We start from the raw sequence: 17,792 nt of genomic DNA, 5'->3' as shown, positions 1-17,792 counted from the left end.
TCTGTACATTGTACACGAAAATAAGAAAAGCGGACAAGACCTGCCATTTTGGGTCTTGGGAGCTAGACGTCACCCGGAAGGTTATACTTTCTTAATATTGCCAAAAAGAAGTATCTTCCCTGGGCAGCGAAAGATACACATTATAATGATTTATTTTGCAAGTTTCAACAAAAAATATAGAATCCTTCGATATTTTCACTTCATTCGACTGACAAAAAATGAGAAAATGTTTGAAACTCGAAAAGTTCCCTTTTAGAATAAGGCTTATAGGTAATTTTAATGAATAGGGGCGTATAGCATTGTTAGCACAATACTTTACTGTTAAAGGGTACGGAGAACATGAAATTATTATAGAGAAATCCCGCTTTATTTGCTATGTAGGCCGTGCGACTACCGAGGAAGAAGCACAGAGCTTTATTCAAGAAATAAAAAAGAAACATTGGAACGCTAACCACAATTGCTCCGCTTATTTAATCGGGGCGCACGATCAGATTCAAAAAGCAAATGATGACGGTGAGCCGAGCGGTACAGCTGGTGTTCCTATGCTAGAGGTATTAAAAAAGCGCAAACTAAAAGATACCGTTGTTGTCGTTACCCGTTACTTCGGCGGCATTAAGCTCGGGGCTGGCGGCTTAATACGGGCTTACGGCAAAAGTACAAGTGAAGGCTTGAATCATACTGGAATTGTCGAGCGAAAGCTGATGCGCGTCATGCAGACAAAGGTGGACTATACACTGTTGGGGAAGATCGAAAATGAATTGCGCCAGTCTCACTATACAATCAAGGATATTCACTATTTGGAGGATGTTACCTTTGATGCTTACGTAGAGGAAGGCGGAAAGGAAGCATTCCAGGAATGGATCGTAGAACTAACAAATGGTCGCTGCATAATTGCTGAAGGAGACATGCTATACCTTGAACAAGATGTATCGGCTGCTTCAATCTAAGCTTAAAGGAGTTGCCTTATGAAGGATCGTCATCAATATATACAAGAGCGCAAGAGGGTGAAGCGGAGAAGGCGGCGCATAGCTCTTGTAACTATTCTACTCTTAATCATTGGCGGAGTAGGATACGGTGCTTATTCCTACCTTCGTCCGTTCTTATCCTTAGCTAATATTTACAGCGGGTCAGATCGGGAAAAATCAAAGCTTCGGACAGAAGAGGCGGAAATTACAAAAAAACCGTTTAGTATCCTGTTAACAGGTGTTGAGGATTATGCTACAGGCGGAAAGAATGGAAGAACTGACTCGATTATCTTTGCTACCATCAACCCAAAAACAAAGCATGTCACAATCCTAAGTATTCCGCGTGATACACGCGTAAACATCTCAGGGCGTGATAAGCTTGATAAAATTAACGCTGCCCATGCCTACGGCGGCATAGATATGACAATGAACACCGTAGAGGACTTTTTAAACGTTCCAGTCGATCATTATGTTGAAATTGGCTTTGAGGGCTTTAAAAAAATTGTCGACGCTGTAAATGGTGTTACAGTAGACGTTCCATTTGATTTCGTCGAGGGCTCTGATTTAAACCCAAGAAAAGGGATTTCCTTCCACAAAGGATCGCAGCACTTAAACGGGGAAGAAGCGCTCGCCTATGTAAGAATGAGAAAGCATGATCCAATGGGCGACTTCGGCCGCGCACAGCGACAACGACAAGTCTTAGGCGCCCTCGTTGAGAAGCTGAATTCCCCTTCTGTCGTGACAAAGCTAGACGACATTGCCGAAATTATTGGAAAGCATGTAAAAACCGATATCCCAGTTTCTGACGGCTTGGCTTTATATCAAAAATTCTCTGGCTTTAAAGCATCCAGCATTGAAACACTTCGCCTTGACGGTGATGATGACTATATTAACGGAATTTACTACTATATTCCAAAAAAAGAAAGCCAACAGGAAATACACGATAAACTATGGAAAACACTTGACTTGCCACCAGAGAGTTCAAGTTCGAGTTCGAGTTCGAGTTCGAGTTCGAGTTCTTCAGATGACTCTGAATCAAACGAGGAAGAATAAAAAGCTTGGGACACAGCTCCCAAGCTTTTTATTTTTAGAAGTTGAACAAACTGATTTTTACTGCTCCTATAGAGGAGATATACGATCAAGTACTGTCTCAAATAGGCATTACAGCATACTCCAGAGAAGGCTGCATTCTATAGCAATGCTATTCAAGATTGCTTCATTACAAGCTTTCGCAATAGGCTCAGTATTGGCTGCCTTCGCTTGCCAATAAGTCCGACAATTTCAGCAAACAGCTCCACCAGCACTAAAAAGATAATAAATAGCACAACCGCAGAACGGTAATTATCATACGGAAAAAAGAAGGCGAACACGCCTGACAAAGCGCCCACTCCGTACAAAATCAACACGCTCGTGCGGTGGCTGTAGCCTAGCCTCATCAAGCAATGATGAAGATGAAACTTGTCAGGTGCCATAATATTTTGGCGGTTTAACAAGCGCCGAATGACAGCAAAAAACGTATCTGACAATGGAATAGCTAAAATAATAATCGGAACAAGCACGCTTGTTAAAGCAATCCCTTTAAAAAAGCCGACAATGGAAATAAGCGAGACGGAATATCCTAAAAAAAGGGAGCCCACATCCCCCATGAAAATCTTAGCTGGGTGAAAATTAAATACAAGAAAACCTAGGTTGCTTGCCATTAAAATAACGATATAGCCGATGAGGAAATACTGCTGTTGCGCGACTGCGATGGACAGCATAATAGTAAGCGCAATTGTTGATACACCAACGGCTAAGCCATCGAGACCATCAATGAGGTTGATGGAATTGGTAACAAGAATAATCCAAAGAAATGTAATGATATAGCTTGTTACATCCAAATTAATTTCCCCATAAAATGGAAGCATAAACTTATTAATCGAGATGCCAGATGCAATCGGCACAACCGCAGCAGCCATCTGTCCAATTAGCTTATATAAGGCGGGAAGCGTATATATATCATCAAGCAGCCCCGTCGCAATAATAATAATGGACCCTAACAAAATACCGGAAAATCCGGGAAATGAAATCGGCAAAAACAACAGTCCAGCTACAGCGCCCGCTAAAATAGCCAATCCCCCTATGCGCGGCATCACACGCGTATGCACCTTCCGCTCATTCGGCTTGTCTACGATTCCCAAGCGGCATGAAAGCCAAATCACGAAAGGAGTCGCAAAAAAGGCGATAAGAAAACAGAGAATAAATGCCTCCGCATATATAGAAAATGAAAGCATCGTCACACCTACTTTTACAAAAATACGTATCGTTATTTTTCTTCAAACGTCCTGAATTATGCTCCTCTCTTTACGTATAATATCAAAAAAGCACGGATCTGCTCCTCATTGTTAGCGCTATCCTATCAGAAGTGAAAAAAACACCGCTGCTCCATTGGCAGTGGTGTTTTTAGATGTGTATGAAATGAGTACAGTATTACAAAGCGGACGATATTACACCGAAATCTGCCTGCGTAGCACCGGTACACGTCCGATCGAATAATAATCTATCGCATATTGCCTTACCCTCTCCAGCTCAAAACAATTTCGGCCATCAAATATGACAGGCTGCCTCATAAGCTCCACATATTGCTCTAACGGATACTGCTTAATTTCAGCCCACTCTGTCACAAGAAATACAGCATCTGCCTCTGAAATTGCCTCATCAATGCTGCCGACATATTGAATATGAGGTAACAGGAGCTTTGCATTTTCCTTAGCCTGTGGGTCATATGCAACAACATATGCTCCCTCTGTAAGCAGCTGATCAGCAATTACGAGCGAAGGTGCTTCCCGCATATCATCTGTATTTGGCTTAAATGCCAGCCCAAGCATCGCAATCCTTTTTCCACTTAGATCCATCAACTGCTTTGCCTTCTGCACAAGCGAGGTCTGCTGCTTATTGTTTACTTCAATCACTGCCTTTAGCAGCTGAAAATCATGCTTCACATTACCAGCAATTTGGACAAGCGCATCGGTATCCTTTGGAAAACATGAGCCGCCGTAGCCAATGCCCGCCTTCAAAAACTGACTTCCAATCCGCTTATCAAGCCCCATCCCGGCTGCTACATCCTCAATATTGGCATGAAGCTTCTCGCATATATTTGAAATCTCATTAATAAAGCTTATTTTTGTTGCCAGGAACGCATTAGAAGCGTATTTAATCATCTCCGCGCTACGAATATCGGTTTTAAAAATAGGAATTGCGAGCGGTTTGAACAGCTCTTCAAGCACACTCGCTGTCGGCTCATCAGCTGTTCCGATTACAATACGATCTCCCTGAAAAAAGTCATGCACACCTGAGCCCTCCCGCAAAAATTCAGGGTTAGAAGCCATACTAATCGCTACATCTGAGCATAGATGCCGCTCGATGGTTTCCTTTATATAATCATTTGTCCCAACAGGAACCGTGCTTTTTGTTACTACAATCATATCCTGCCTGGCGTACATTCCAATCTCAGCGCATACTTGCGTAATATACGTTAAATTTGCGGACCCATCTGGGTTTGACGGCGTTCCCACCGCAATAAAAACAACCTTTCCCCTCGCATACGCCTCCTGCGCATTTGTTGTAAACGTAAGCAATTCTTGCGCCATTTGCTCCCTCATCAATTCAGCAAGACCAGGTTCGTAAATTGGCACCTCTCCACTTTGCAGACGCGTCACCTTCTCCTTATCAATGTCCAGACAGGTGACGCGATGTCCGATTGTCGCCAGCCCGACTCCCGTCACAAGACCAACATACCCTGTTCCCACAACTGTAATGTGCATCTTACACCTCTCTAAAGGAAGTTATTTTCTTTACTGGATTCTACCACATTTTCTCCGTCCAACTATGTTGCTTGTTTCGCTTTCCTTCTAGAGTATAAGGAACCTTAGCCCAGTACAACAAAACAGAGGATATTTTACCTAATCTTTACACAATCCACTCCTTGGCTGGCGGAGCTGCACCGATATTGCCTTCTCGAAATTGACATCTCCTTAAAGCATAAAGAAAACTCGCCGATTGGTGAGCCCTGCCTTTGGGCGCAGACAGAGGTGTAGCCCTACTTATACTGTGTTCCTAAAATTTCCGACTACGTCGAATTTTTTTCCAGCTGAAAATTTATCCTTTCTTACAGTGCAAAAAACCCTCTTTACACAAGAGGGTTAATATTTTCTATAGGGAATAGGGGGAAAGCAATGTTTTTTCATTAAACAGCTGTTTACTTCGCTGCTTTTAACCGTTCCAATTCTTGTTCTGCCTCAGCCTGCAAAAGGGAATTCCCGCTTGGCTGAAACGGTGCGGCAAGGGCTTGGCTTGCCTTTGTTTTAGCCTCTAGCGCCCAGATACGTTCCTCCATTCGTGAAAAGCCTTGTACCGCACTGTCGGCACCAAAAGACGAAACGGTTGTTTGAATCGCTTGTACTGCTTGTGCCGTATGCGCCCGAGAAGCTAATTCGTGCTGTTTCAGCTTTAATTCCTCATGCTTTTCCTGCAGAGCCTTCACCTTGCTTTGCAAGTCGGCTGTTTGTGCCTGAACTGCTTCATATTGCTGCTTATATGCTAACAGCTTGCGTTCATTTACAATTTTATCCTGCAATGCTAGCTTCGCAACCTCGTCCTCATTGCGCTCGATCGCGAGGTTTGCTTGCTGAAGACGCTTCTCCACAGCAGCCTGCGTTTGGGAGACAAGGGCCTCACATTGCTTTTCTAAGGCTAGCTGATCTACTAAAGCCTGCTGCGCCTTTACAAGCTGCTCCTCCAGATCACGGATATACTGCTTCAACATACTTACTGGATTCTCCGCCTTATCCAGCACCTCATGAACATCCGCAATTGCAATACGTTTCAATCGTTTAAAAATACCCATTGTATTTAACACTCCTTTATTTATCCATTCTGTTTTTCCCATTCATCTAAATAATCAGCTGTATGTGAACCAAAGCCGGAAGCATCCGCCGTAAAAGACGCGGCTGAAGCTTGTCCGTTTCTCGCAATTTTGTAAGTAAAGTACGCGATCGTAAGGATAAACGGAACAAGCAGGATCTTCGGCAGCAAAAGAGCGGCTCCCCACACCATCAAAAGCGCACCTAGCCATCTGCCGAGTTTATTGCCCGTTGACAGCTTCCAGACCACCCAGCCGATTATGAAAAGGCTGGCTTGTACAAGGAAGGAGTCCATACTTAAGCGCCACATATATCCATCATGTCCGAGACCTCTCATCTGGCGGGAACCATCAAAAATTTGCTGCATCGACTCTTTTGCCGGTACATTTGCAAACCAGCCTTGTACATCCGGGATCATGCTCTTCACATGCAATAGCCCTCCCTGTACATCAGGAACGAAGCTCTGAAGATTTGAGAGCCAGCCTTGCACATTAGGGATAAAACCCTGAATGCTCAGAATTGCACCTTGAAGATTGGAAGCTATCCCTCGAAAGCTTGCAGCTACACCCTGCATGCCCAATCCGCCAAGCTGCCGAACGATAGCATAAGCCGCAAACACAACTGCAGCCGCAAAAAGCGCCCAGAGTAACCATTTTCCTTTTTTCATTCTTTCACCTCCTTATTGATAAGCTATCCTCTCTACACTTTGCATTCTAATGAGCAAAAGAGAAAATACAGTGAAAAAGGACCCACTAATTTGTGGGTCCCTCAAAAAAGAAAATTCCTAGCAATAGGAAGTATGAACTTTTATCTAGCTTATTGCCCGTATCCATCCGGATGAGCTTGGTGCCAGTTCCACGCCGTTTCAATCATTTTTTCCAGAGAATACTTTGCCTTCCAACCAAGCTCTTTATAAATCTTCTCTGAAGAGGCAACCAGCTGCGCGGGATCCCCAGCGCGACGCTCTGTATACACAATGCTGGCTTGCTTGTCAGTTACTTTCTCACACACCTCAATGACTTGCTTGACAGAGAAGCCTGTTCCATTGCCCAAATTATAGATTTCGTTTGTTTTTGATCCATTGCGCAGACTTTCCAGCGCTAGAATATGTGCTTCTGCCAAGTCTGTTACATGGATATAATCGCGGATACATGTTCCATCCGATGTAGGATAGTCTGTTCCGAAGACAGAAATCGTTTCCCGCTTCCCTAGCAAATGCTGTAAAACAAGCGGAATTAAATGGGTTTCCGGGCTGTGATCTTCACCAATCTCTCCTGATTCATGCGCACCTGCCGCATTAAAATAACGAAGAATCACATGCTTCATACCGTACGCATCATAGAAGTTTTGCAAAATCTGCTCAATCATAAGCTTGGAACGACCGTACGGATTGATCGGATTCGTTGGATTTGATTCGTCAATCATATTCGTTTCAGGTATACCGTATGTAGCTGCGGTAGAAGAAAAAATGAATTTATCCACTTGATGTTCCATCATCTTTTCAAGCAGCGTTAGTGTTGCGGCAACGTTATTTTTATAATACTTTAACGGATTGCTGACCGATTCGCCAACAAGGCTGCTTGCCGCAAAGTGCATTACCGCTTCAACAGGATATGTTCCAAATACACGATCTAAATCTGTCGGGCTGCTTAAATCTCCTTCAACAAACGCCGCTCTTGTATCAATGCTTTCTGAATGCCCTGTTGAAAGATTATCAAGCACAACAACCTCATGCCCTTTATCTAATAACTGCTTTACTGTATGGCTGCCGATATAACCAGCGCCTCCTACCACCAAAATCATCTGGTTCCCTCCATGTAGTATGCTGTATAGCATTCATTATACAAAAAAGTTCTGTGCCTTAGCTGAATGTTTTCTGAAACATCAGCCAGCTAGACTCCATGCTATAGGTATCCGACAAAAAGCGCAACCTAAATAAGCATTTTTTACAAGACCTCGTTTGATCTCTCATGCTCCTTCAGCTTATGCTTCATAAAGTCTAGGAGCGGGCGTCGCAACTCTTCATTTTGCAAAGCAAATTCGAGAGTCGTTTCTACGAAGCCAAGCTTCTCCCCAACATCATAGCGTCTTCCTTCGAACTCATAGGCAAATACGCGCTGAATACCATTTAAGCTTTCAATCGCATCTGTTAATTGAATCTCGCCGCCAGTGCCAATTTGCTGACGCTCCAGAAACAAGAAGATTTCCGGTGTTAAAATATAGCGCCCGATAATCGCCAAACTCGAAGGCGCAGTTCCTGGACTTGGCTTTTCAACAAATTTACGAACCTGATAGCGGCGGCCTGTTTGCTCAACCGGATCAATAACACCATAACGATGCGTTTCCTCTTCATCCACCTGCATGACGCCAATCACAGAGGAAAATGTTCGCTCGTATTCATCCATCAGCTGTCGCAAGCAGGGCGTCTCCGATTGTACAATGTCATCGCCGAGCAAAATCGCAAATGGCTCGTCACCGACGAAGTTACGCGCACACCAAACCGCATGCCCGAGCCCCTTTGGCTCCTTTTGGCGGATATAGTGGATATTCGCCATTCTGGAGGATGCCTGCACCTTTTCTAGCAAATCATACTTTTCCTTCTCCAACAGATTTTGCTCTAGCTCAAATGCATGATCGAAATGATCTTCAATTGCCCGTTTCCCTTTTCCGGTTACGATAATAATATCCTCAATACCTGAATCAATTGCTTCCTCCACAATATACTGAATAGTCGGCTTTTCAACAATCGGAAGCATTTCCTTTGGCATTGCCTTTGTTGCAGGCAAAAAGCGTGTACCAAGACCAGCTGCTGGGATAATAGCTTTACGAATTTTTTTCAAACATATTCCCTCCTATTCACGATCTATATAAATCTATTCAACTCCAAGGATTGTAAATATTCCATTTCATGATAATTATACCATATTCAGTCTTTTCATACCTGCAGTTGCTGAAACTCCAGGCAGTTTACCATATAAAAATTTCCTGATTTTAAAAAAACAACCTATATCTATGTTTACATTGTTTTTTTACATTGTTACAAGAAGGTAATAAAATTCATAATAAAAAAAGATTGAATTCTAGATTTTTTATGATACGATATGTTATGAGTTGAGGAACGTATATATTAATAGCCTATAAATAGTTTTGTGAAAACCATTTTAAAACTATACTTAAGGGTGGGGTATGAGTGAACTCGCAAATTATTTTTGCGTTTGTAATATCCCTGATCACAGCAGTGATCGCGACCCCTGTTGTTATGAAGCTGGCTTTTAAGATCGGTGCCATCGATAAGCCGAATGCCCGCAAAGTACATCAGCGAATTATGCCTCGCCTTGGAGGATTAGCGATTTTTATCGGGGTTGCAGCAGGATATTTTGCAAGCGGATTGTATCACCAACAAATGACAACGATCATCGTCGGCGCCCTCATTATTGTTGGCATCGGAATTTTAGATGACGTACATGAATTATCAGCAAAGGTTAAACTGATTGGTCAAATTGCCGCTGCCCTTCTCATTGTGAAAAGCGGACTTACCATTGACCATCTTACCATTCCGCTTCTTGACAAATATGAGCTTGGCGTATGGGCATATCCAGTTACAGTAATTTGGATTGTTGCTATCACAAACGCTATTAATCTCATTGACGGACTAGACGGCTTATCCGGAGGCATCTCTTCCATCGCCTTAGCAACAATCGCTACCATGGGATTTTTAGAAGGCAGATTGCTGATTGCCACTCTTGCCATTATTGCATTGGCAAGTACACTAGGATTTTTGTTCTATAACTTCCATCCAGCAAAAATTTTCATGGGGGATACCGGTGCATTATTTCTAGGATACTGCATTGCGATTCTTTCATTGCTGGGCTTATACAAAAGTGTAACGATGTTTAGCTTCATCGTTCCGATTATCATCTTGGGTGTACCAATTTTTGATACTACATTTGCTATTATTCGCAGAATTGTCAACAAAAAGCCGATTTCTGCGCCAGATAAATCACATTTGCATCATCGTTTACTAGCAATGGGATTTTCCCATCGTACAACGGTTTTACTCATTTACACATTTGGGATTTTCTTCAGCTTAATCGCTGTCTTATTTAAAAGCGCAACTGTATGGGTATCTATCATCATTATCTTCGGCTTGATTTTACTCATGGAGATTGTAGCAGAAATTATTGGAATTGTGCACGAGCGATATAGACCGATTTTATCGTTCTTTAAGAAGGTAAAGACACGTCAGCAATCTCGCTATCAGGATATGTAAACGTCATTCCCTTTTGGGAATGGCGTTTTTTTGCTGTTATAGCCCATCAGCCTGCTGCCGTAAAGCCCTTTTCGTATAAAGACTCCTATCTGGAAATTTATACCTTCCTGCAGTGTGAAAAACTGTCTCCTTTATAAGCAGAATAGCTCGATTCCGTTTTTCTGATTTCCATAATCTGCTCGGTTTAGGCAGAATCTATTCGAACACACTAATAATATAACTCCATCATATGCAAGGTGATGAACAATATGAGAAAACAGCTTCTGCTCATTTACTTTCTTTGTGTGAGCATAGTCATCTCGCTTTTCTGCTTTTCGCCATCTGCTAGGGCTTTTCCGTTTGCTTCACCTGTTCATACACACCGAGAGCGACAATCAAGCTTATCGCCTAAACCACTCTCACCAGAGCAATCTCGCTTCGTAAAGGAATGCGTTAACGTCGAAATTCATTATCCTAAAAAAGTTGCCTACCTGACCTTTGATGACGGACCAAACAAATACACACCCCACATTTTAAGTATATTAAAAAAGGAAAAAGCAAAAGCAACCTTCTTTGTCATCGGCAGTCAAGTATCCCGCTACCCACAAACCATGCGCCTCATTCTGCAGCATGGTCACTATCTCGGTCTACATAGCATGTCACACAACGCTGGAAAATTATACAATAGCGATCCTGCAATTTTACTAACAGAGATGGAGCAAGCAAAAAACATTGTTGCGTCTGTCACTGGCGTACAAACACATTTAGTCCGCGTGCCATACGGAAGCAAGCCCTATTTAAAACAGCCCTATCGAGATGCTCTTGCCAACTCCCATTTCAAGCTATGGGATTGGACTGTTGACACAGATGATTGGAAGCAAACACAAACTGCCTCTTCCTTAGTGAAAAATGTAATGAATCAAAGCAGACATAATGTAGAAGTTATTCTAATGCATGACTCTGCTGTAACCGTCAAAGCATTGCCTAACATTATCGCTTTCCTGCGCAACAGCGGCTATGAGCTGCTTCCTTACAGTCCGGACCACCATGTCGAGGTAAACTTCTGGAGTGATGCACGTTTTTGAGCTCTTCGGGCGAAAAACATAAAGAAAATATACTGTCTTAAAGTGTAAGAAAAGCGGACAAGGCTCGAAAGGTTATACTTTCTGATTTTGCGAAAAACACAAAAAAGTCGATTCAATAATCGACTTTTTTGTGCAGGAACGCTCTCGTTCCCTTCTCTCTCCCTGACCTGCTTACTGCTTACACTTGCAAGAACCGCAACAGCCTGTACAATTGCAGGACTTACAATTGCAGCCTGTACAACTACAGGACTTACAACTGCAACCTGTACAACTATAGGACTTACAACTGCAACCTGTACAGCTATAAGACTTACAACCGCAGCATGTACAACTATAGGACTTACAACCGCAGCATGTACAACCACAGCAAGACTCAGTTGGGTTAGGGCAACACGGTAATGAGAGACATCCTACATAGTAACCGAGCGGAACCATTAAATGCTCGAGGTACTTTTTGTAATATGCCAATCCATTCACCTGGTTCACAAAACTTACTAAAAGTTACAATTCAACATTGAACTTACAAGCTTTGCATCTCCTTTCGGAAACGTGTGCCTCACAGGATTCGCACACTAGAGGACCGCTCTCGCTCAGTCAATAAGGGATATTCTTGTTCCTTATTATAGGTGTAACCTATCTCTGTAAAGATAACCGCAACCTTCTTCACGATGTTCCAGTTAAACGGTAATCGTATTATACATCCTGTATCCACAAGCTATCAATTCTTTTGTATAATTCTTCCACTTTTAGTGTTGTTTTGCAACCAGTCTTCACCTCCTTTTGAAATCATATTTCATCATTTTTGCGAACTTCCAGCAGCTTATTTGCAGCTGTTGTAACCTCCTACTATAGTAAATGAGCGCTTGTCCGAAAGGGTGAATTCTTTTTTTATATAATTTTTTCACCTATTGTATATCTCTGCAATCATGTTAAAAACTTCATAAATATGTCGTGTCTTCTAATAAAGAAAACTCGACGATTGGCGAGCCCCGCTCTTGGGCGAAGACAGAAGCGTAGTTGCACTTATACTTTATTCCTAAAATTTCTCACTATGTCGAATTGGCATCCAGTTAGAAATTTATACTTTCTGAAAGTGTGGAAAATCAATAAAAAAACAGACTCAACGCAAAAGCCGGATGTCCTGAGACATCCGGCTTTTATTACAGCAGTTTATCATTACCGTTCTACTGCTTCATGCTTTCTCTTAATATGTTTTATCTTATTCCTTTACTCCCGCAAACCGCTTCGCCATTCCAATCATGCTTCGCAGGTCCTCAATTGGAATCTGTCCAGGAGCCGAGCTGTTCGCGCCAACCGCAAAGGTCATCACCGATCCGTACATCCAGCCCATCACTCTGCTCATTGAACCAAGCGCACCCATCGAAATCGTAAGAACAGGAATCGTTAGCATGTCTACTGCCTCTCTTGTTACCTCTAATAAAGTAAGCACATCCTGTTTGTCTACAGGCATAACAGATGCCTTGGCTACATCAGCACCGTAAAACTCCGCCAAAAGAATTTGCTTTAAAATCTCTGGCTTTTTAGGTGTACATCCGAAATTATGGTAAGACATGACAAGCGCCTTCCCATACTCTCTAGAAACCTCACGAACACGCTGAATATTGCTCGGTTCATTCGAAAGCTCATAATCAACCATAGCTATAAAACGACTTTTGCATAATTCACTAATCAGCTCAACCTTGTCCTCTTCTGATAAAGAGATTGACTCACCGCCTTCTCGATCAGAACGAATGGTAAACAAGATTGGAATACCATCGCTGTTTTCATAAATCGCTTGAGCTGCCGCTAGGACTTCATTAAAATCAGCAATATTTTCATAAAAATCAACGCGCCATTCAATTACATCTGGCTTTTTCGAGACAATACTTGTTAACTCACCAATCAGCTCATCTGTATTCCTTCCTATCAACGGCGTACATATATACGGAAGCTTTTCCTCATTAAACCATCTGCTCTTCATAATTCTCCCTCACGGCTCTAGATGCATTTGGCATCATTTTTTACCTTCATTATGGCATACCTTCGTATACCATGTATAGAGTATTCTGTATTTATCCACCTCTTCTTAGTACGCAACAAAGCTTATCGGAATAGTCCCGCGGTCAGCTTTCTTCGTGAAAGTAACCCATTTTGGAAGATATTAAAATAGCCGCATCTTTAACAATTTTTTGGTAATTTTCTATGTTTTCTTGAGAAAATCTACTCGTTGGTCCCGAAATTGATAGGGACGCCTTGACCACTCCATCTAGATTAAAAATCGGTGCTGAAACAGCGGAAGATCCAATTTCTTCTTCATCAATACTACTACAGGAGTATGTTGTTTTTATTTCGTTCAATTCATTTATTAACTCTGCTCTCGGATTGACTGCAGTTTCTAAAACCGTTTTGATAAATTCGTCATCCTGAAAAGCAAGAATTGCTTTTCCTCCAGCCCCCGCCCATAAAGGGTGCTTTGCTCCAATTTTTATGCTATGACTGATAGTATTAAGTCCTAGAGATTGCTCAATACAGACTCTATGAGTACCATCCAAAATGTGTAAGTTAATGGTTTCCTTTGTTTCATCCCGTAATTGATCCATAATAGGCTTTGCAACAGTTTTTAACTCAATGGATTTACCAGCTATATGGCCCAAATAATAAATGGTTTTACCGAGCTTATATTTAAGCGTTGATAAATTCTTTTCTACATACCCGTTCTGCTCTAAGGTTGCCAAAAGCCTAGTTGTTGTAGATTTAGCTAATCCTATCTTTTCCGAAATTTGCGTAAGATTTAATTCAGATTGCGCTTCACTAAAGCAAGCCAGAATATCCAATGCTCTTTGAACGGTTCGTATTCCTTGCCCTCCATTTTCTTTTTCAGCCGGCATCTTTTCATCATCCTTTTATAGTTAATAAAATGGTTTATTGATCAAAATAGATTCCACTGGATGGAATTCATTTACATCCTACACTGAATTTACTTTGCAATCAAGCTTTTTAGGTGTCATCCTCTCTTATCAGGAAAACAATCATAAGTTCAAATTGCGTTACGGAACTTATTTAATTTTTCGATGCTATGGTCTATGTAAGACGTATATTGTTGTTATAGATAAATATTTAGATAGATTCATGAAGGGGTCATAAGGAATTTCGGGAGTTATAGTGCCAAATTTGCAGGATACGATTTAACAATCGAGGGTTAAAGTGGTTAAATTAAGAAAAAAACTCGTCGAATAGTCTTCCATTTGAAAATCTATATTTTCCTCCAGTGTAAAAAATGATACCAAACAGCCAAGGCTAAAAAAATCCTTGGCTGCTTGGGATCTCATAATGCACTGAAATAAGAGGCACTCATATTTCCTTCTAAATCTATTGTCAGAGATAGATATGTTCTATTATCCCAATCTATTTAACTTCCTAGCTTCTCTTGAACCTTTGGTTTAGCATGCAGTTGTGAACATGGACCAGCTTGAAGCATATAGCTTCCCCCGTCATGGCCAATAGTTTGCTTTACGTCCTTTGCTACGTCAATAAGAGCCGTGAGATCAATCCCTGTCCCAACTCCCATCTCTTCTAATGCATGAACAACGTCTTCTGTGGCAATGTTTCCAGTTGCATTAGGTGCATATGGACAGCCGCCCAATCCAGCAATTGAACTGTCAAAGTGGACAACTCCTTGCTGCAAGGCTGCTATAACATTTGCAAGGGCCATTCCTCTTGTATTATGCAGATGCATAGAAAACGTCATGCTTGGAAAACCTGCTTTTAATTGCCCTAACATATCGTACACCTGCTTAGGATTGGCCATTCCCGTTGTATCAGCCAATGAGATTTCGTCGATTCCCATCGTAGTGTAACGTTCAACGATGGCAGCGATCCGCTCCACTGGTACCTTCCCCTCGTACGGACAGCCAAAAGCTACAGAAATTGAACCGCCGACTTTAACTCCATGCTTTTCTGCCAGTTCAATAATTGGATAAAAGCCATTTTGCGCTTCCTCCACGAGGCAGTTTGCATTGGATAAACTATGAGAATCTGTTGCAGAAAGCATGAGCTTTAGCTTCTTAATCCCTGCATCAATGGCACGCTGTGTACCTTTCACGTTAGGGACTAGTGCACGGAATTTAATATTGGTTAAATCTTGAACGCTTTTAACAACTTCTTCGGCATCCTTTAATTGCGGGATTGCCCTTGGATGCACAAAGGATGTAATTTCCATCGATTGAATGCCTGTTTTTGCTAATTCGCGGATAATTCGAATTTTTTGCTCCGTCGGAATCCATTCCATTTCCGCTTGAAACCCATCACGTGGCGCGACCTCACAAATTGTAACCTTAGGAGGCAGTACCATCTCCTGTAATCTACTCATCTTAAATAACCCCCTTCTCTTTCAGTACAGCCAATTCTTCTGCCGATAACCCCAGTTTTCCGCCTAAAATTTCTTCATTATGCTCCCCTAATTCCGGCGCGCGGTGGCGAATAGCTCCTGGCGTGCTCGAAAACTTCGGAACAACCCCAGGCACTTTAATGGTTCCTAAACGCGGATGTTCCACCTCGACGATGTTTTCCCTCGCCTGGTAATGAGGATCGTTAAAAATATCTTCAATTGTGTAAATCGGGCTGACTGGCACACCGAATAAGTCTAATTTCTCCTGTAGTTCCTTTTGTGTATATTGACGAATCCAATTGATTACGATTTCCTGCACCTCATGGTCATTCTTTAAACGTTCAGAATTCGTGTGATAACGAGGATCTGTCAGCATATCTGTTCGTTCCATCGCTTCTGCCAAGCGGTTAAAGGTGGAATCTGTACTGCAAACAAGAACAACAAACTTGCCATCCTTCGTCTCATATGTGCCAGCTGGACTTGAATGGCCTGCTAAGCCTGGACTTCTTTCTCTCACCTTGCCATTTTGGTCATACTCAGCAACTAGGAACTCTAGCATACGGAAGAGGGATTCATACAGACCCATTTCCACTACTTGTCCTTCTGATTCGCCATTTGCCTCACGGTTATAGAGAGCGCTTACAGCAGCGAACGCCGCATATACACCTGTAATATAGTCAAGCAGAGAGTATGAAGGACTAACAGGAGGGCGATCAGGATAGCCCTGGATTGCTGTATGTCCGCTAAATGCCGTGCCCGGAGTCCCGAAGCCGGCTTTTTCTCGATATGGGCCTGTTTGTCCGTATCCGGAAACACGCACCATAATCAAGCGAGGATTGACTTTTTTCAGCTCTTCATAGCCTAAATTCCACTTTTCTAATGTACCTGGACGAAAATTCTCAATAAGAAGGTCTACCTGACTAATTAATTTTTTAAAGATTTCTCGCCCCTCATCTGTACGAATATCTAACGTAACCGACTTCTTATTGCGCGCTAACCCCGGCCATCTCAAAGGCTCTGTTCCCTTCCATGGTCCGACCGTCCGGAGTGTGTCCCCTTTTCCAGGCAGCTCCACCTTGGTCACTTCCGCTCCTAAATCTGCTAATAAGGTTGCCCCGAAAGGAGCAGCGATCATTGTTGAGATATCTAAGATTTGAACACCTGTTAAAGGTCCGTAATTTTGTTTAAACATTGTTTTCCCCTCCTATAAAACTAGTTCTCTTCTTTTTTTTAATAATTCCTCAAGACATGATCCCGAATATGTTGAAGGTGAATAAGAGTAGCTTTAACAGCCTCTGAAGCATTACGATCTTTTACTGCCGCTAAAATAGCTCGATGCTCTGCTAAAGATTGAAGGTAACGTTCTTGTGAACGTAACGTTTGCTTTCGAACCTGGCGGCTCATATTTAATTTCGTTTCCATCATCGAGACAAACACAAAGTTTTGCGTAGCTTCCGCTAAAGCTAAATGAAAACTGCTGTCTGCTTCAACCATTTCATCGGGTTGTTTTAGTTTTTCTTCCATTTTCAATAAGACCTGTTCCATCTTTTCGATGTTTTCTTCGGTAGCTCTTTGACTGGCTAATTCTGCAATTTTTGGTTCAAGCGTCTCTCTTGCCTCCAAAAAGTAAATGATGGCCGTCTTTTCAAGCATGTCTACTGTATTAAAACGATACTCCAACGTCATATTCTGGTCGGCCTGCTGAATAAATCTTCCTCCTCCAGGCTTTGAAACGATGAGCCCTTCTGCCTCTAACACTCGGCATGCTTCCCGTAATGAGGTGCGGCTGCATCCTAAAGTTTGGGCCAGCTCACGCTCACCTGGTAAACGATCACCTGGTTTTAACTTCCCGCCCTCTATTAATTGTCTAATTTGCACCACTATTTTTTCGTATATTCTTTCGTTACGTACGCCTAAAAACATTTCACTATTCATAAGCAGACCTCCTACCCAACTGGTCTATTGGACTATTGGTTAGTCCGGTTAATTTGAAGTATAGTCAGATAAATCTGAACCGTCAAGATATTTATTTACTTTTTTACTAAATGAATTTTGCTTATACCTGCTTTAACATATCGAGAGAAACGAAAAAGAGAAGTCTAATATTTTTAAAGAAAACTCGCTGATTGGCGAGCCCTGCCCTTGGGCGAAGACAGAGGCGTAGTTGCACTTACACTGTATTCCTAACATTTCCGACTATGTCGA

At 42.2% G+C, this 17,792-nt stretch carries 16 protein-coding genes; 4 read left to right on the top strand and 12 right to left on the bottom strand.

The features are described 5' to 3' along the window. Positions 1-299 precede the first annotated feature (299 nt). Both AAHB12_RS13230 and AAHB12_RS13225 read left to right on the top strand, forming a co-directional pair. On the top strand, positions 300-947 hold the full coding sequence (locus AAHB12_RS13230; protein WP_342045622.1) for a YigZ family protein: 648 nt from the start codon (positions 300-302) through the stop codon (positions 945-947). Between the two features lie 18 nt (positions 948-965). After that, a complete protein-coding gene (locus tag AAHB12_RS13225) occupies positions 966-2,018 on the top strand; it encodes an LCP family protein (protein ID WP_342045621.1) in 1,053 nt (350 codons plus the stop codon). A gap of 152 nt (positions 2,019-2,170) precedes the next feature. Here AAHB12_RS13225 and AAHB12_RS13220 read toward each other — a convergent pair whose 3' ends face one another. From AAHB12_RS13220 to galU, 6 genes are all read right to left on the bottom strand, one after another. Beyond that, positions 2,171-3,238 carry an MraY family glycosyltransferase gene (locus AAHB12_RS13220; RefSeq protein ID WP_129729957.1) on the bottom strand — a complete coding sequence of 356 codons (1,068 nt, stop codon included), beginning with the start codon at positions 3,236-3,238 and terminating at the stop codon, positions 2,171-2,173. Positions 3,239-3,451: 213 nt separating this feature from the next. After that, positions 3,452-4,768, bottom strand: a complete 1,317-nt coding sequence (locus tag AAHB12_RS13215) for a UDP-glucose dehydrogenase family protein (RefSeq protein WP_342045620.1) — start codon at positions 4,766-4,768, stop codon at positions 3,452-3,454. Positions 4,769-5,202: 434 nt separating this feature from the next. After that, entirely contained in the window at positions 5,203-5,850 is a 648-nt protein-coding gene (locus AAHB12_RS13210; protein WP_342045619.1) for a PspA/IM30 family protein, read from the bottom strand. Between the two features lie 20 nt (positions 5,851-5,870). Next, complete coding sequence (locus tag AAHB12_RS13205; RefSeq protein WP_342045618.1) at positions 5,871-6,533, bottom strand: hypothetical protein; 663 nt, start codon at positions 6,531-6,533, stop codon at positions 5,871-5,873. Between the two features lie 149 nt (positions 6,534-6,682). After that, positions 6,683-7,669 carry a UDP-glucose 4-epimerase GalE gene (galE, locus tag AAHB12_RS13200; RefSeq protein ID WP_129729953.1) on the bottom strand — a complete coding sequence of 329 codons (987 nt, stop codon included), beginning with the start codon at positions 7,667-7,669 and terminating at the stop codon, positions 6,683-6,685. Between the two features lie 143 nt (positions 7,670-7,812). Next, positions 7,813-8,706, bottom strand: a complete 894-nt coding sequence (galU, locus tag AAHB12_RS13195) for a UTP--glucose-1-phosphate uridylyltransferase GalU (protein WP_129729951.1) — start codon at positions 8,704-8,706, stop codon at positions 7,813-7,815. Between the two features lie 350 nt (positions 8,707-9,056). Here galU and AAHB12_RS13190 point away from each other — a divergent pair, with 350 nt between their 5' ends. Together AAHB12_RS13190 and AAHB12_RS13185 are read left to right on the top strand one after the other, a co-directional pair. Further along, on the top strand, positions 9,057-10,136 hold the full coding sequence (locus tag AAHB12_RS13190) for a glycosyltransferase family 4 protein (protein ID WP_129729949.1): 1,080 nt from the start codon (positions 9,057-9,059) through the stop codon (positions 10,134-10,136). A 248-nt stretch (positions 10,137-10,384) separates the two neighbouring features. Next, positions 10,385-11,200 carry a polysaccharide deacetylase family protein gene (locus AAHB12_RS13185; protein ID WP_342045617.1) on the top strand — a complete coding sequence of 272 codons (816 nt, stop codon included), beginning with the start codon at positions 10,385-10,387 and terminating at the stop codon, positions 11,198-11,200. Here AAHB12_RS13185 and AAHB12_RS13180 read toward each other — a convergent pair. From AAHB12_RS13180 to AAHB12_RS13155, 6 genes are all read right to left on the bottom strand, one after another. Beyond that, on the bottom strand, positions 11,146-11,565 hold the full coding sequence (locus AAHB12_RS13180; protein WP_342045616.1) for a hypothetical protein: 420 nt from the start codon (positions 11,563-11,565) through the stop codon (positions 11,146-11,148). The genes AAHB12_RS13185 and AAHB12_RS13180 overlap by 55 nt on opposite strands. A gap of 854 nt (positions 11,566-12,419) precedes the next feature. Next, positions 12,420-13,181: a type I 3-dehydroquinate dehydratase gene (aroD, locus tag AAHB12_RS13175; protein WP_342045615.1), complete on the bottom strand. Its 762-nt coding sequence runs from the start codon at positions 13,179-13,181 to the stop codon at positions 12,420-12,422. Positions 13,182-13,323: 142 nt separating this feature from the next. After that, positions 13,324-14,088, bottom strand: coding sequence for an IclR family transcriptional regulator (locus tag AAHB12_RS13170; protein ID WP_342045614.1), 765 nt, complete (start codon positions 14,086-14,088; stop codon positions 13,324-13,326). 521 nt (positions 14,089-14,609) lie between these two features. Continuing rightward, positions 14,610-15,569 (bottom strand): hydroxymethylglutaryl-CoA lyase, encoded by a 960-nt coding sequence (locus AAHB12_RS13165; protein ID WP_342045613.1) that lies wholly within the window; start codon positions 15,567-15,569, stop codon positions 14,610-14,612. Position 15,570: 1 nt separating this feature from the next. Further along, positions 15,571-16,779 (bottom strand): CaiB/BaiF CoA transferase family protein, encoded by a 1,209-nt coding sequence (locus tag AAHB12_RS13160; RefSeq protein ID WP_129732077.1) that lies wholly within the window; start codon positions 16,777-16,779, stop codon positions 15,571-15,573. Positions 16,780-16,817: 38 nt separating this feature from the next. Continuing rightward, positions 16,818-17,522, bottom strand: coding sequence for a FadR/GntR family transcriptional regulator (locus AAHB12_RS13155; RefSeq protein ID WP_342045612.1), 705 nt, complete (start codon positions 17,520-17,522; stop codon positions 16,818-16,820). Positions 17,523-17,792: the final 270 nt, after the last annotated feature.

This window comes from Bacillus sp. OTU530, assembly GCF_038440375.1.
The sequence above is the reverse complement of the archived record's forward strand: the minus strand, read 5'-3'. Positions and strand labels throughout refer to the sequence as shown.